Below are 15166 nucleotides of genomic sequence, written 5' to 3'. Positions count from 1 at the left end.
CACCTCGCTGATTCACTTATCATGCTGTGCATGCCTTGCTCAAGAACCTGATAGTTCTTGAAAAAAGGAGGGATTGCCTAGATTCAATCCCTCCTTTGCGCTACAGATCCTATTTCATCGATTGATACCACTCGTTAACTTCTTTCGTGATTTCATCGCCGCCAAGCTTCTTCCACTCTTCAACGAATGTATCGAATTCGTCTACGGATACTTGGTTCATTATGATTTTGATGAATATTTCATCACGTTTCTTCGTTAAAATTTCTTGACGGTCTGCCATCGTCGGCGTAGGTGCGCCGTAGAATTTGTTTTGCAGGTATTGCTTGTTCTTTTGAATTTCTGGAATATGCGAAAAGGCTCCATTAGGACCAGAAATTATATACTCCCACCACATGCTTGTATCGCCTTCAACGTATTGCATGGCGCGTGCATAACGCGTTTTTTGGTCTACAGTCTCAAGGATGCTTTCGTCTTTGTTTTCAATGGCTTTAGGCAGGATTTCGCCGTTATTGTCAAACTGTTTGCCTACACGAAGCGGGTTAAGCAGCCAGTAGTTGTTGCCTTTTTCCACAGGGTCTTTGCCATACGTGTATACCTTCTGCTCATCTGTCGGATGATTGTCAACAACGATCCATTGGTTCAGCAAACGGATTACGCCTTCCGGATGCTTGGCTTTTTTAGAGATCACATAGTACTCGTCAACGCCAAGGCCAATTTGATTCAAAGTAGGCTTGTTATCGATGGAAGGAATAGGGTACACTCCCCATTCTTGAACCACCTTTCCGTCTTTCACAGCCCCTTGCACAAGCTGCGCCGGTGTCCAGGAAGCGCCAAATACCATGCCGATGCTGCCGTCGTAGATGAGCTCTGCGGCTTTTTCCGAATCTTTGACCGCAAACTCAGGATCGATCAACCCTTTCTTGAACATGTCTTGCAGCGCTGCAAGAGCTTGTTTCATTTCGGGCTGAATATCACTGTTCATCAAACCGCCGTTTCCGTCTTCCATCCAAATGTTTTCATAAGCATGATAGCCGTTTAAGAACGCTCTCAGACCGGTAACGCCTGTCTCTGTGCTAAAAGGGTTCTTGCTGACCGCAATACCGTAAGCTTGTTTTGTACCGCCAGGATTCTTCGCTTTGAACGCTTCGGCAATTTCAATGAAATCATCCATTGTTTTAGGCTCAGGCAGGCCAAGTTCTTTCAGCCAATCGGTACGAACGAACAAGAATTGATAGTTGAACGGGTTGTAGGAGCTTGGGATCCCCATCATTTTCCCGTCGATCATCGCTGTTTTCATTTGCATGCCGCCGTCCATGGTCAGAAACTTTTTTGTCTCTTCCGTAGCATGCTGATCATAAATCTCAGTTAAATCCATAATCATATCCGCTTCCGTAAGCTCTTTAAGCTGTGCAGCGTTTACAAGCAAGAAATCCGGAAGATCGTTGGATGCGATCGCAATTTTTACTCTCTCTTTAAATTGGCTGATATCTGCAATCCACTTGTTTGTAATTTTGACACCGAGATCTTGTTCATAAGCGTCATAAACGGAGTTTTTGTCGAAGTCTTCACCTTCGTCAAATTTTAAGTAAGGATCGCTTGGCGAAACCGTTGAAACCTCAATGATATCCTTGCTGTTTCCTGTGCTTGTCGTTTGGGTCGGTTCCTTGGAATTTCCAGATGGTTGGTTTGGCTCAGACGACGTTTTGAAGCCGCAGCCTGTAATCGCTAATGCAAGCGTCAAGGAGATTATGACAAGTGCTTTTTTTCTCTTCAAATTTTACCCCTCCGGTACATTTCGTTTAGTTTTCTGCAAATTGTATTGCAGTCTTTCATAATTCCAGTATAGAAAGAAGCCCCCCGCTGTTCTATATACTAGTCTTTACTTTCGTATACACCTCTTGACACCAGGCAAAAAGCAAATAATTACCGTGATTCATTTATACAACGGCAGCGTTTACTTTTCATTTAGAAACACCTCAAAATGCATGTATGAACGTAAATAACAGTATCTGGTTGAAGTCATCCCTTGTCTATATACTTAGCATATAAATTCATGATTGTCTGGAGGCATTGGATCATTATGAAACTTCATATTGCTTATGACCATCCCATTCCTATCAATGCTTTCGAATGGACCCCTGCCACGTATCGGCAGCCGCCTCATATGCACGCGAGTCTGGAGATCGGCCTCTGTTTAACAGGCAAAGGCTATTTTTTCTTTGGCAACAAACAATATGCAGCCAATCCTGGCGACTTATTCCTGGTCAATAATGAAGAGCGGCATATTGCCCAATCTGCCCCAGACGACCCGAGCCGCTATCTATTTGTTAACTTTGATCCCGCGCTGCTGCTAGCGGAGGAGCCCGGTCTGCTGCTGCCGTTTTCCTATCGCTCCACTCATTTTTGCAATCATATTATGGGCGGCTCGCCCCTCGCCAAACAGCTTACGCCTTGGGTGCTGGCTATAGCGGAAGAGCTGCGGGAGAAGTCCCCGGGTTATTTAGCAATGGCCAAAAGCGCGCTCATTCAGCTGTGCGGCCGTCTTCTTCGACATTACGGCGGTTTGCTAACCGATAAAGAGCGTCATCATATGGTACACTCCGTTCGCCAGGCGCAATCACTGGCCGCTTTGGTCGAGCATCGTTACCACGAGCCGGTTAGCTTAGGGGAATTGGCTGATGAACTTGGTTTAAGCATCTCGCGCGTGAGTCGGGCGTTTCTGGAAACGACCGGTTATCGTTTCTCGGAATATGTTTCCTTGCTGCGTGTCCAGGCTGCCAAGCGTGAATTGGCAGGAACGGACAAAGCTGTTGCTGATATTGCATTCGAATGCGGCTTTCAAAGCTTGCCGACCTTTTACCGCGTTTTTAAAGAGACTGTCGGCCTGTCTCCGGTCCGTTATCGGCAATCTATAGGGGTTACGAAAATGAGCAAAAAATGAGAATAACACGTTCATGATTTGAGAAGCCCTTGTCGTCATGACTGGTTATAATCAAGGCATATTTTGATTACATGGATTTCAGGAGGGCAATCGTGATGACGAAATGGATTGGACTGAGGGAATTAGTTCGCGACGAAATCAAACAGCGCGGAGAAGAAGGCTGTTATGTTGAGGGGATGACCGAAGGACTCGAAGCAGCCGGCACAAACGAAACAAAGCTAATGGAAGTATATCAGGCTTTAATGGTTCTTGAACCACATGCGGATTTCAAGTATTTCGAGCCGTCGGAATTGGAAGCCATTCGCGCCGAACGTCCGGATGGACCGAGAATCCTGTCCGGAAACTGGGATGAGCTTAAATGGCAGGATAAATTTCATGGTGCATGGCTTGGCCGTTCGGCTGGTTGTGCGCTCGGAAAACCTCTCGAAGCTCCTTCCTTCATGCAAGGCTCCGGCGGAAGACCCGGTTGGCACAATGTTAAGTTGTGGTTCGAAGGCGCAGGACAATGGCCGATTCGCCACTATACACCGGGCGAATCAACTGCAGAAGCCGAGTACGGTATCGAGATCGCAAGGTGGAGCAGCTTGGCCAGCTGCCGGGATAACATTCGCTATATGGAAACGGACGATGATATTCGTTATACCGTTCTTGGCCTGCTCATGCTTGAGGAGCGAGGACTTGATTTCAACTCCTGGGATGTGGGCAAGCTGTGGCATCGTCATTTGTCCTTCGGGCAGGTATTCACGGCTGAAGCGAAGTCCTATCTTAATTTCGCTCGTGTCACTTCACATATTAGCGGCGATCAGCCAGACGACTGGGAGAAACATATCCATTGGGGTCGTTCTTATTTAAATCCTTACCGCGAATGGATCGGCGCCCAGATCCGTGTGGACGGCTATGCATACGGTGCTGCCGGCCAGCCCCGGCTTGCAGCTGAGCTTGCTTGGAGGGACGCTTCCTTCTCTCATGTGAAGAATGGTATTTACGGTGCCATGTTTTGCTCAGCTATGATTGCCGCCGCATTCGTTGAAGGTGATATGAAGCGAATTGTTGAGATCGGATTGAGTGAAATTCCGAAACACAGCCGTCTTGCTGAAGATATCGCTTTAGCGGTCAACATTGCCGAGGAAACGGAAGACACATTAGAATTGGTGAGTAAAATATGGGAAGCATTTAAGCACTATCACCCTGTTCATACCAATAATAATGCTGCATTATGCGCGGCTGCGCTCATTCATTCCGGAGGCGATTTTGAAAAAGGCATTACGACAGCCGTACTTGGAGGCTGGGACACCGATTGCAATGGCGCCACCGTCGGTTCCATTCTTGGCGCATCGCTTGGAGCGGCAGCACTTCCTGCGAAGTGGATCTCGCCGCTAAACGATACGTTGTATGCCGATGTCAGTGGCTTCCACCCCATTGCCATCTCCGAATGCGCTCAAAGAAGCTATCGTGTCTTCCGAAAATTGCAGCATTAACATGATTAAGGATGAATCCAGTTGGAGGGGGCAGCTAGCCTCCTTCCTCTGTAGCCAGATGGAGTTTCACTTTTAGACTCTCGCGAACCTTACGTGAGCCTTCCGACTCTTTTACACTTAGCGACTAACAGACTACAACTTCATTCGATATACCCCAGCCTCACCGAGAAAATCTTTTCGGGTCAATTCTTTTTCTCCAAGCAATATCCGATAATTCGTTATCGTGCCATCATGTGAAATCATGATTACTTTTTTATAGCTCTCCCCGATCCAATCTAATAACCGCTTAGCATACCCTTCAAAAATATCTTGTTCGATCCTATTAATCCCTTCTTTCCAGCAATCCAAATTGAAATCAAGAATTTTAGTATCTCCATATAGATTTGTAATTTCAGCTATAGAAAGGATGTGATCACATGCTAAAAAAGGAAGTTCGGGGTTCTGAGGAAACATTCTCGGACCAACCAATGGAGAAACAATGAAGTCCACACCATTATTTATTATGTTTGCCGTCTCAATTGTACGTTTTGTTGGACTTACAAGAACTAAATCATCAGGATCAATTATAATTTCATTTCGTAGCTGCGTTACTTGAAATTTTCCGTATTCTGTAAGACTAGGATGCAGAGTATTTAACCGATTTGGATAATCGTTGAGATGTTCCCCATGACCATGCCGAATAAATATGAATTCCATGTCTGCCCTCCCTTTGCTCATCTCATTCCCCTATTCGTTCGTTATGGGAAATATGTTTTTGCCTTCCGATAACTGTCACACTAGATTATGTGAATCTGCTAGATATACCAAAACACGGTTAAAAGCGATGTTCTCCCCTGGTGTAGCTTGCAGAAAAACTAGCGGACATTGAGGAAATCTCTTCTCCATTGTACTCTTCTCCACTCTACCTATAGGGGGGCGAAATGAATATTTAATATCCCTTCTGACAATGACGAACCTCATCAAAATGCAAGGCCACATAATGTAGCGTATATGTATCTGAATCGTCGGCGCGATTTTGCCATAGTGCGCAGGTTTTCCTGGCGTTGCCGGACTCCGGCTACTTTGCCAGCCATACTATTAGTGGAAACCCTGGAGACTAGATCGCACATCCGCCTCCGCTATTGCGTTAACAAATGCAGGTCTTTTTCTTGCTGCCGATACGGCCCATCGCCTCGATCTTGCCGATATATTCCGTCGCAAGCGGCACTTTGCATGCCGTATTGCCGACATCCACATGCACTTTACCGACCACCTCCGCGACTGCCTTCGCTTCCTCCGTTAATGGCTCAACGTATGCACCGACCGAAATAACGAAATTATTCATAACATAGCGGACCCAGTTGCGCTCGTCGTGGATGGTGTCGCGCACTCTTGTCAAATAACTGTGTATCTCCTCCATGTCGAGCGCTTCGTCTGGCGCAACCGATACATAATTGGCATATGTGCTCCATCCGCTTACAGCGACCAGTTCCTCCGGCGAATCAATCCACTCCACCGCCAGGTCATGCGCGTGCGGACTTTCCGCGGCTACTCTCGCTACCGTATACTCGGCAGGCGAATGCCAATTGGCTCCTGCCACCCAATGCTGCAACTGTTCTTTGGTGATCGTCTTCGGATTGATGCTAAGCCCCGCCAGGTACATCGCATCGTAGTTGCCGGATTCATAGAGCTGCAGAGCGAGAGCTTGGTCTTTTTTCACATGCTTAACCAGCTTTTTCATGTCCCCGATTTTAACGCCGAAGAACGGCTCTTTCGCACCATGTCGAATATAAGTGCTTCTCGTCTGCTCACTGCCCATGCCAGCCAATGCCAGCATAATTTCTTCATAGGTCATCTATTATTCACGCTCCCAAACATATATTTAACCTTTGAGTGGTTCGTATTTCAGAAAGCAAAATGAATGCCAGCTTGTCGTCTCGTCCCCTTCCATAATGATTCGCTTAGCTGTTTTAATAACTATCATCCTTGTTACGATCTCTGCCAGAAACTCATGTGATCTTGCGCAAATTGCCGGAAGGTCCTCGGCTTCCTGCCTAACAATCGCTCAAGGTCGCTCGTCACTTTGTTAGCCATGCCGAGCTTGGTCGTCAAGTACAGCACCGTCATGACGGTTGCGAACTCCTTCGGAATGCCGCGGGCGATGATCGTTTTCTTGAAAGTGCCAGAAGAAGGATTGGAATATGTGATGCGACGGTCCAGTACATCGCTTAATATATCCGCGGCTTGCTGGTAAGTTATCGCCTCTGATCCGGTTAGTGTATACCCCCGATTCTGATGGTTCTCTGAATCCATCAACACAAGGGCCGAAGCCTCTCCAATATCTCTCGTGTCGATAAAGCTGACCTTCGCTTTCCCCGCTGGGATGAACAAATCGTCATGCTCCCGGATATCGGTCTGATGCGTCGTACTCAGGTTCTGCATGAAGAAGCTTGGCCTCATAAATGTATAGGCTATACCGGACGCTTTAATCATCTTCTCGATCTTGTAATGCGGCGGGAAAGGATTGCGTTCGATGCCCAGCAGTGACAAAAAGACGATGTGCGAAATGCATTTGCTGACGCACCGGTTTAGAAAAGGTTTCATGGCATTCGGATCAGACATCGCGGGAGGGCGGATGAGAAAAACTTTCTCCACTCCATCCAAGGCGGCATCAAAGGTCGCCGTATCCTCGAAGTCGAAGCGAACCAGCTCAACCACCTCGTCCACGACGCTCCTTGCCGCTTCCGGCCTGCTTGTCGCTCCTTTCACTGCAATCCCGTGTCGAATCAGATGCTTGGCAACATACATCCCCACGTTGCCGGTAACGCCCGTCACTAACACTTTGCCCGATGATGTCATCATGCTTGTCGTACCAGCTTCGGCAGCAGAATGAAGCCGGCACCGATATAGGCGCTACAATTCTTTTTGTGAGTCATTGTTATTCTCTCCCTCCTGCATTGTAAGTTCTTATTATTTATCCACAAAGTTGCAGATCATGTCCGTCAGAGAAACGCGGAACGATCTGCAATCTTGGGGGGGGTGGCGTTGACTGTAGTAGGCCCTTTCTCTTCAATCTCTCCACAATGCCCGACATCGTCGGGTTGTTGCGTGATTTTGTTCAACAAATAACCGATGTTTTCTTCTTTCTCTTTCACGCTTTCTCCCTTTCCGTCCAATTTAGTTATCGTGAGTTTATGATTAGCATACTAACTATATGGTTGTCATGCAATCACCATTGCCTCCCCCCCTCGAGGTCAAAAGCCGCTTGCGCTTTTTTATCCTGCAGGACGGACGCCGATACATGCATCTTACTGTTCAGTTCCTGTGGGTCGCCTTTGTTTTAATGACAATTGAAAAATCGCCATCTATACTAAACTCATAAAGCGTATGGAATGGAGGAGCCGTCTATACATGAAAATCCTACTCGACATCAACCCGCGCAACGAAGAAACCACGGTGACGATTCACTGCAAAGAAATGACCCCAGCCATCCAGGAGATCCTCGAGTACCTCAATAAGAATGACACGGATTTGATCGTCGGAAAAGATGGAGAGAACCAACACTTAATTAAGCACGAGGATATACACTACTTTCGTACAGAAGGCGATGTGGTCACAGCCGCCACCTCAGAAGGAATCTTTAAAGTGAAAGAAAAATTATATGAGCTCGAAAACTCCCTTCCTTCCCATCGCTTTATCAGGATCTCCAAGTCTGTCATTGCAAACCTGTATGCAATGAGCCATTTCGAACCATCATTTAACGGGACCCTTTGTGTTCACTTTAAATCAGGTGAGAAAGAATATGTTTCGCGTCATTACATTAGCCGAATTAAAGAAGTTTTAAAAATGAACCGGAGGGAAACGAAATGAATGCATTTATTTTCAGAAGCATCATCGGCATATTCTTCGGGGCTTTTATTGCTGTTATGACTACAAGTGCGCTTATTTATTTTGGTGGACAATCGACAATAGACGGGCTGCTTTTTATTAAAGATGCATTTGGCTATATTTTTTGCGGCTGGCTGTTTACTGTCACACCACTCTATTTTAAGATCCGCTCACTTCGCCTGCCCATGCAGACAGCCCTGCACTTTCTAACAGTCACCATCGTGTACTTTATATTAGGCCTATGGATTGGCTGGATTCAGATTGGTGTAAGGAACTTTTTGATATACCTGGCAATCTCTATTTTCGGTTACGCCATCGGATGGATTGGGTTTTATCTTTATTTTAAAAATGAATCGAAAAAGCTGAATAAAGATCTTAGAAGACATTGAATATTAGGAGGATCAGCATGGAGAGTGTCATTACAGTTAAAAATCTATCGAAAAACTTTGGCGGGACCCAGGCAGTAAAGAATCTTTCCTTTGATGTTTACAGAGGTGAGATCTTCGGGATTATCGGGCCAAACGGCGCAGGGAAAACGACCACCCTCGAAATTTTGGAAGGAATCTCTGATCCAAGCCATGGGGCGGTTGAAGTTCTTGGACTTGTTCCCAATAAGCAGCTTCGGGAGTTAAACAAGAGAATTGGAGTCCAGTTTCAGGCCACTTCGATCCAGAAGAAAATGAAAGTAAAAGAAGCGCTGGATCTCTTTTCTTCATTTTACGATAACGCCACGCAAAAAGATTATTTAGTAGAATTGCTTGGCTTACGCGAAAAGCTGAACGTAAAGTTCGATGACTTATCCGGCGGATGGAAACAGCGGGTAACTCTTGCTTTAGCCACTCTGCATGAGCCTGAAATCTTATTTCTTGATGAGCCGAGCATGGGGCTTGATCCCTCAGCAAGGCGGGAAATGTGGTCATTGATCCGACTGTTAAGAGACCGTGGAAGTACCATTGTGATAACCACGCATTATATGGAAGAAGCTGAGCAGCTGTGCGACAGGGTAGCGATGATTTACAGCGGCCAATTGCAAGCTTTGAACTCCCCTCGTGAATTATTAAACCAAGGTGCTGCTGGCTGTCTTGCCTTTATCAGCGAAGAACTTGGTCCCGGATATTTAAGCTCGCTTCCCGGTGTGGAGCGTGTTGACAAGAATCAAGCCGAATTCAAAGTGTTTTGTGATGACCAGCAGACAACGGCTTATCACATTTTCTGTTACTGTCAGGAAAAAGGCATCCCTTTGTCCAGCTTCAGGTTTGAGAACGGCTCTCTTGATGATTTATTTGTTCAGTACCTAGAAAAGGAGAAGATCGGATGAACGCAATCGTAAAACTCGCCAGTATAGAAACGAAAATGTTCTTTAGGGACCGTTTAAGCATGTTTTGGACGTTCCTCTTTCCAGTAGTAATGATTGGGCTGTTTGGTTCCATGTTTGTTGGAGATAACATGAGCCAACAGGCTTTTGCGGAATATTTTGTTCCTTCATGGATTGGCGTCAATATCGTAACCACTTCCTTTTTTACCCTGGGAACTGTTTTAACCAATTACCGGGAAACGGGCGTATTAAGAAGATATCAATCAACACCGCTCCAGCCATGGAAAATCCTCGCCGCCCATACCTTTCAAGGGACCGTCATCTTTGCTATCTCCGCCATGCTTCTTATGGTCTTTGGCATGCTGTTCTATGATTTAACCCTGCCGGCCTATATCGGAAGCACCCTGCTTTCATTGCTTATTAGCATCCTGGCCTTCTTCCCGTTTGCTTTATTTCTGACTTCCTTAGCAAAAAACACTCAGGCTGCTTCCGCAATCAGTTCATTATTTCTAAACCTGATGCTGTTCCTGTCAGGGGCGACTTTTCCGCTGGAGTTGATGCCGACGGTTCTTCAATATGCAGCGAAAATACTCCCGCTCTATTACGTCATTCAGTTGCTGCGGGGGACGTGGACAGAAGCGCCAATTACGGAATACGGCTTTGAAGCTGCTGTTTTGATTGGCATTGCGATTTTATCTGTAGTGCTTGCTACACGGTTTTTCCGTTGGAGCGGGAAGTGAATATTATAAGGAGAACATCTTCAAAGTGAAGGCCCTTTGAGTTTCCCTGCAATTCTTGGGCCTTTGTTTTACTACTATTTAACGAAATTTAAACTCTTTCTTAAGCAATGCATATAGGACATTATCAACAAACCGATTCCTCCAATAAAAATGCTCCTTTAATATCCCTTCTTCCCTAAACCCAACCTTCTCAAGCACCTTTCTTGACCCCATATTCTCTGGTTCTACAAACGCTTCAATTCGGTTTAATCCAAGATTGTTAAATCCGAATTCAATTATCTTCGGAATCACCTCAGTCATAATACCTAGCCGCCAATATTCTGGTGTTAGTTCATACCCGATTTCAATCTTGCCATGATTCTTCGTCCAATCATGAAATCCACAAGTTCCAATTACACAGTCTTCCGACCGCAAGGTGATTCCCCAGCGAATTCCTTGATTATTCTCAAATCTCTGATTCCATCTGCGAATTAGTTCTTCTGCTTGTTCGATATTCGTGAAACTCTCCGTACCAAAGACGGTATTTATCCCTCTATGGATGATCCAGCGCTCTGTATGTCTTTATCATTCAGGAGGTTTTTCGTACCGCGAACCACAATTCTACAAAATTAAGGCCATTTCTGCCTCCATAGACTTCGAATTCCATTCCAGCCACCTGCTCGTATCCTGCTGTTGGAAGCCATTCTGAATAAAAGCGGTGGTATAACGATTCGATGGAATCATTAAATTGATCCCATGTAAACAGCTCTGATGGGAATATTGCCCAAGTGAGTGAAGGGATCGTTATTTCCAAGTATCCATCTGTTTTACTGGAATCGCTCTTAAATGAACACAGCATATACGGAAACGTATCATTTTCGGTTTTTCGATAACTGCACACTGCATGCACTTTATACATATCCTTACTCAGATATACAGGCAATTCACCCGCATTGGCAGTAAGTCTCTCTACTTCGCCATTGGCATGGCATTGTTGCCATAATCCCCCTGGTGTACTCGGTCCATCGCCATCACCGCTTGTTTGAAACACTCTTTCAATGCCAAATACTTGGAAAGATTCCTTGGTTTCGATCCGATAATTCATCGCCTCAACCCCTTTGATTGAAATAAGAAAGGTAAGCCGTGGATATGCTTTCAACGCGACACCTTCTTGACGAGCCGTGGTTGGATTGACACCATGCATCGATTGAAAAGCTCTTGCAAAAGAAACCGGTGATTCGTAACCATACTTAATGGCGATATCAATCACTTTCGTATCGCTATTCAACAAATCAATCGCTGCAAGAGTAAGCCGTCTGCGTCGTATATATTCCGCCAGTGTAACATCCGTAATGAAGGAGAACATTCTTTGAAACTGATAAGACGAACAGCAAGCTTGGCTTGCTATCTTCGTCAGGTCGATTTCTCCGGATAAATTTGTTTCAATATAATCCAATGCCCGATTCATCCTCGTAAGCCAATCCATTTCTATCCCTCCTCTCAATCGAAGTATAGATTAACAGCGACTTTGTATCGCAACTTTTTATGCTCAAGTAAGTTGGTATTATCACCTCTCCTCATTCAGCAGGGACAGATACAGCGGCTTTCTTCTTTACTTCGACCGGATCATTGACTCTTGTTAACCATGCAAAAAACCTCCAAGGTTGTCTCCATATCTTACGACATGGTTGCATTCTCTTGAAGGTATTTTTAGTTTGTCTCACGGTATGGGGTCAGTCCCATTACTGTCTACTCTCGTGCTGCTTTTTACTTATTACATATCCGATAAAGGAACCAACCAAACTGAAAGCATACACGATTATTCCAGAGATGTATCCAAATGCTTCATATGAAACCGAGGGGAAGAAATACCTTAACCCATATACCGGTCCTATAATAAATATTCCAACTGGTATTGAAAAAAGTATTGAATCTATAAGATACATAACAAAAACACATGCAACAGAGACAAAACAGTAAAAAGAGCTGAACTTAACAAAGCGCATGCTCCGTTTGTCCCTATAATTAGTGTAACCTCCCCATGACATCCACAAAATTAAAAAGAGAACAGTGCTCACTAAGTTCATAGTTGAAGGTGTGTTGCCTTTCAGGTATGCACTGAAATTTATAATCGTAAACGGTATACTAAGAAGTAAAGCAAAGAATAATTTCAAAATCATGGCTTATTGAGGATTATAGTTGTGCTCAAAGTCATGGCTTTTATATATTTAGACATCCCACTTCTCCTTCGATTTTTTAATTTTTGTAAGTGTAACCCTTTGTTACATAAAAAAACTGAATCAGATGAAATGCCTCAATAGAACCTCACATTGTTTCAAATCCATCACTTACAGGCTTCACTTCTTTTACTCCTCCTGCATCGGGTTAGCTCCACTCATCATACTCGGCTAAAAAAGCAGATAATTTTCAATTTCCGCCAATTTAGGGTGATTGCTGTTAGAATAAAACCTATAATGTAATAAAATGAAATTAACAATTAATGTAAGGGGCTGATTTTATGAACATATCGATCTTAGCTCTTATTCTTGTGGGGATAATCACCATTTATGCCATTGCTTTTACAATGATAATTAAGTTACTTGGCCGGAAATTTAAAGACAAATGCAATATGTATTTTTTATATGCATCCATTATCTTGGTTATCCAATCTTATGTTTTAATTCAGGATTTTTTAGGAAATCAGTCTTTAAGTTCAGTCAATATTTTATTTTTCTTAATGGGATTTATGCTGATTTTCCAAGGAATAAAACGAAAAAAATCAAATATAAAAAAATCAAAGTAAGGTTCGTACGGAAATAGAATTATCCTCATTGTGACAATATCGGTCTATAATTCTTTCCAACATTCAAGAGGCAGCAGATCTCCATGTGATCGGCTGCCTATCGTTTCCCGTTATTTCAAGCGTATTGGTGAACCCACTCTCTTATCCGAGAGGCAACCTCGGTTACATCAGTAACCGTTGTATCAATAGTAGGCATAGGTGGGTTATAGACCTCATCGGCAATTTCAAGCAATCGTTTTGCAAAGTTTTTGTGGTTTTGAATCTCTTCATCCGCCCAATTTCTTTCACGTAGACGTTTTTCGCGCGTTTCCTCATCACAATGCAGGTTTAGGTAATATACATGCTTAAAAAAAGGAAAGTCCGCACATTTTTCAATATCCCACGGCATCATTGTTCCGCATATTATAGTCATGCGTCCATTTTCAGCGATATTGCGTGCAACCCGCAGCCAAATATTTCGCATTTTCTCCCAATCGTGCCCGATAAATTCAATAAGACTATCAGGGTCAAAAATATCAAAATCAGGCATCAATCTCCGCAATTCCTTGGTAACATATGTTTTCCCAGAGCCACTTGCACCTGTTACGATAAATAAAGGAAATTCACTTTCCATTGTTATGACCTCGACTTATACTGCTGTCTATATTCGCTCGGGAGCATGCCTGTCTGCTCTCGAAAAGTTCTGCTGAAATATTTCTCATCTTCGTATCCGGTTTGCTTGGCAATCCAGACAATTGGCCTGGCCGTCTGCTCCAGATATTCCCGCGCTTTATCGATTCGTACCTTGCGCAGATATTCATTGAAGGAATAGCCTACGATTTCTTTGAAACATTGATAGAAGTAGCTTCGGCTCAGATTGACCCGCTTCGCGACATCGACGGCGTATAACGGAAACTCCAGTTCATCGTGCACGATCTTGACCGCGGTCATAATACTGCCGCTTACTTCCGGGCTCAGCTGCAGGCTGCCTGACAGCGTTATCCCATTTCCCCTAAAATGTTTCAGCCAGTCCGTAACCTCCCGCCAGCACGTAAATGTGTCAGGCATCTTGATATCATCAGGTTGTATCGCTCTATATAGCCGGTTCCAGTCAACTATAAATCCGTAGATCCATTGCATTAGTTTGGAGACAGGTATTCGCAGTTCTTTTAATCGACTACAAAGCTTATCAAAGGCTTCATCGTCATGGACCCAAGTAAAGGCGTGCATTAATTTCTTCACCGTGTCCGTCTCCTCTTCTCCCGGTTCAGGATGTTCAGCCAACAGCTCCATGACAGACTTCTCAATCGGATAGGGCTCATTGCCGTCGCAGTCGTAAAAAAAATCTCTGCTCCTGTAAGCCCGTATCCGTTGATGCAGATCGGATGGAGATAAACCGGCTGTAAGCCGTATCCGCACCATATGCCATCCGGAGCTGCGCGTTCCGTTTGGAAGCGGCGGCAACGGTTCTTCTTCGTAATGGCCTTGAGGCTGAAGCTCCTTGGCAAGATCCGTCAGCCACATCAGAATAGAGCCTTCCGATTCGGCTATCCAGCCCAAGGAAACGCAATCCGCAACCATACTGCTTGTTATTGGCTCATCCGGGAATGTCAATAGCGCATAGGCCGTATCAGAAGAACAAACCGCTGCTATCGTATGCGACTCATTCTTGTGCTTCTGCTTCTCTTCCACAATGCGCGAGTGGATGCGCTGAAACACTTCTTCGAACTGTTCTTTCTCAAGCTCTACTTTGGCAATGTAATCAATGGCACCCAGTCGCAGCGCTTCCTGGATGTATTCAAAATCCTGATGAAGCGTCAGCACGGCGATCGCGATATTCGGATATAACTTGCGTACAACCCGAATTAATTCGATACCCGACATCACGGGCATGGCCAAATCGGTCATTAACAGATCTACCCGATTTGCCTTTAGAAAATCGAGCGCCTTCTCCCCGTTAGCTGCTTCGCCTACAACTCTCATTCCGAACGATTCCCAGGGTAAAAAGGACATCAGTCCCTTACGTACAAGCTTGTCGTCGTCTACGATGAGAACATGGATCAT

General features: G+C 44.8%; 16 protein-coding genes. 7 read left to right on the top strand and 9 right to left on the bottom strand.

Features of this window, described 5'->3' with window-relative positions:
- Positions 1-109 precede the first annotated feature (109 nt).
- Positions 110-1774, bottom strand: a complete 1665-nt coding sequence (locus AK95_RS05995) for an extracellular solute-binding protein (RefSeq protein ID WP_071219061.1) — start codon at positions 1772-1774, stop codon at positions 110-112.
- Between the two features lie 306 nt (positions 1775-2080).
- On the opposite strand from AK95_RS05995, the gene AK95_RS05990 reads away from it, so the two are divergent.
- Both AK95_RS05990 and AK95_RS05985 read left to right on the top strand, forming a co-directional pair.
- A complete protein-coding gene (locus AK95_RS05990) occupies positions 2081-2941 on the top strand; it encodes a helix-turn-helix transcriptional regulator (protein WP_071219060.1) in 861 nt (286 codons plus the stop codon).
- 95 nt (positions 2942-3036) lie between these two features.
- Entirely contained in the window at positions 3037-4419 is a 1383-nt protein-coding gene (locus tag AK95_RS05985) for an ADP-ribosylglycohydrolase family protein (protein ID WP_071219059.1), read from the top strand.
- Positions 4420-4551: 132 nt separating this feature from the next.
- Here the strand turns inward: AK95_RS05985 and AK95_RS05980 are convergent, their stop codons facing one another.
- From AK95_RS05980 to AK95_RS34050, 4 genes are all read right to left on the bottom strand, one after another.
- Positions 4552-5115: a histidine phosphatase family protein gene (locus AK95_RS05980; RefSeq protein WP_071219058.1), complete on the bottom strand. Its 564-nt coding sequence runs from the start codon at positions 5113-5115 to the stop codon at positions 4552-4554.
- Positions 5116-5545: 430 nt separating this feature from the next.
- Positions 5546-6253, bottom strand: coding sequence for a DNA alkylation repair protein (locus tag AK95_RS05975; RefSeq protein ID WP_071219057.1), 708 nt, complete (start codon positions 6251-6253; stop codon positions 5546-5548).
- 134 nt (positions 6254-6387) lie between these two features.
- Entirely contained in the window at positions 6388-7260 is an 873-nt protein-coding gene (locus AK95_RS05970) for an SDR family oxidoreductase (RefSeq protein ID WP_235613012.1), read from the bottom strand.
- 140 nt (positions 7261-7400) lie between these two features.
- Positions 7401-7553, bottom strand: a complete 153-nt coding sequence (locus AK95_RS34050; RefSeq protein WP_162487535.1) for a hypothetical protein — start codon at positions 7551-7553, stop codon at positions 7401-7403.
- A gap of 256 nt (positions 7554-7809) precedes the next feature.
- Between AK95_RS34050 and AK95_RS05965 the strand changes: the two genes are divergently transcribed.
- The 4 genes from AK95_RS05965 to AK95_RS05950 are packed head-to-tail and all read left to right on the top strand — an operon-like array spanning position 7810 to position 10341.
- Entirely contained in the window at positions 7810-8268 is a 459-nt protein-coding gene (locus tag AK95_RS05965) for a LytTR family DNA-binding domain-containing protein (protein WP_071219056.1), read from the top strand.
- Positions 8265-8675 carry a DUF3021 domain-containing protein gene (locus AK95_RS05960; protein WP_071219055.1) on the top strand — a complete coding sequence of 137 codons (411 nt, stop codon included), beginning with the start codon at positions 8265-8267 and terminating at the stop codon, positions 8673-8675. Before AK95_RS05965 ends, AK95_RS05960 begins: the two co-directional genes overlap by 4 nt.
- Before the next feature lie 17 nt (positions 8676-8692).
- Complete coding sequence (locus AK95_RS05955; protein ID WP_071219054.1) at positions 8693-9604, top strand: ABC transporter ATP-binding protein; 912 nt, start codon at positions 8693-8695, stop codon at positions 9602-9604.
- A complete protein-coding gene (locus AK95_RS05950) occupies positions 9601-10341 on the top strand; it encodes an ABC transporter permease (protein WP_071219053.1) in 741 nt (246 codons plus the stop codon). The genes AK95_RS05955 and AK95_RS05950 overlap by 4 nt, the downstream gene beginning before the upstream one ends.
- Before the next feature lie 78 nt (positions 10342-10419).
- Here the strand turns inward: AK95_RS05950 and AK95_RS05945 are convergent, their stop codons facing one another.
- Complete coding sequence (locus tag AK95_RS05945; protein ID WP_083397531.1) at positions 10420-10884, bottom strand: GNAT family N-acetyltransferase; 465 nt, start codon at positions 10882-10884, stop codon at positions 10420-10422.
- Positions 10885-10909: 25 nt separating this feature from the next.
- Positions 10910-11806 (bottom strand): AraC family transcriptional regulator, encoded by an 897-nt coding sequence (locus AK95_RS05940; protein ID WP_071219052.1) that lies wholly within the window; start codon positions 11804-11806, stop codon positions 10910-10912.
- A gap of 1032 nt (positions 11807-12838) precedes the next feature.
- Between AK95_RS05940 and AK95_RS05935 the strand changes: the two genes are divergently transcribed.
- Positions 12839-13123, top strand: a complete 285-nt coding sequence (locus AK95_RS05935; RefSeq protein ID WP_071219051.1) for a hypothetical protein — start codon at positions 12839-12841, stop codon at positions 13121-13123.
- A gap of 115 nt (positions 13124-13238) precedes the next feature.
- Here the strand turns inward: AK95_RS05935 and AK95_RS05930 are convergent, their stop codons facing one another.
- Positions 13239-13736: an AAA family ATPase gene (locus tag AK95_RS05930; protein ID WP_235613011.1), complete on the bottom strand. Its 498-nt coding sequence runs from the start codon at positions 13734-13736 to the stop codon at positions 13239-13241.
- Positions 13737-13738: 2 nt separating this feature from the next.
- Positions 13739-15166: a response regulator transcription factor gene (locus tag AK95_RS05925; protein WP_071219049.1), complete on the bottom strand. Its 1428-nt coding sequence runs from the start codon at positions 15164-15166 to the stop codon at positions 13739-13741.

The organism is Paenibacillus sp. LC231, assembly GCF_001860525.1.
GTDB lineage: Bacteria > Bacillota > Bacilli > Paenibacillales > Paenibacillaceae > Paenibacillus_AQ.
The sequence above is the reverse complement of the archived record's forward strand: the minus strand, read 5'-3'. Positions and strand labels throughout refer to the sequence as shown.

Bases quoted from the DNA above. Each gene is read 5' to 3' on its own strand.
- AK95_RS05955 (WP_071219054.1), top strand. From the start codon at position 8,693: ATGGAGAGTGTCATTACAGTTAAAAATCTATCGAAAAACTTTGGCGGG.
- AK95_RS05980 (WP_071219058.1), bottom strand. From the start codon at position 5,115: ATGGAATTCATATTTATTCGGCATGGTCATGGGGAACATCTCAACGAT.
- AK95_RS05990 (WP_071219060.1), top strand. From the start codon at position 2,081: ATGAAACTTCATATTGCTTATGACCATCCCATTCCTATCAATGCTTTC.
- AK95_RS05985 (WP_071219059.1), top strand. From the start codon at position 3,037: ATGACGAAATGGATTGGACTGAGGGAATTAGTTCGCGACGAAATCAAA.
- AK95_RS05950 (WP_071219053.1), top strand. From the start codon at position 9,601: ATGAACGCAATCGTAAAACTCGCCAGTATAGAAACGAAAATGTTCTTT.
- AK95_RS05970 (WP_235613012.1), bottom strand. From the start codon at position 7,260: ATGATGACATCATCGGGCAAAGTGTTAGTGACGGGCGTTACCGGCAAC.
- AK95_RS05930 (WP_235613011.1), bottom strand. From the start codon at position 13,736: ATGGAAAGTGAATTTCCTTTATTTATCGTAACAGGTGCAAGTGGCTCT.
- AK95_RS05925 (WP_071219049.1), bottom strand. From the start codon at position 15,166: ATGATCCATGTTCTCATCGTAGACGACGACAAGCTTGTACGTAAGGGA.
- AK95_RS05940 (WP_071219052.1), bottom strand. From the start codon at position 11,806: ATGGATTGGCTTACGAGGATGAATCGGGCATTGGATTATATTGAAACA.
- AK95_RS05960 (WP_071219055.1), top strand. From the start codon at position 8,265: ATGAATGCATTTATTTTCAGAAGCATCATCGGCATATTCTTCGGGGCT.
- AK95_RS05965 (WP_071219056.1), top strand. From the start codon at position 7,810: ATGAAAATCCTACTCGACATCAACCCGCGCAACGAAGAAACCACGGTG.
- AK95_RS05975 (WP_071219057.1), bottom strand. From the start codon at position 6,253: ATGACCTATGAAGAAATTATGCTGGCATTGGCTGGCATGGGCAGTGAG.
- AK95_RS05935 (WP_071219051.1), top strand. From the start codon at position 12,839: ATGAACATATCGATCTTAGCTCTTATTCTTGTGGGGATAATCACCATT.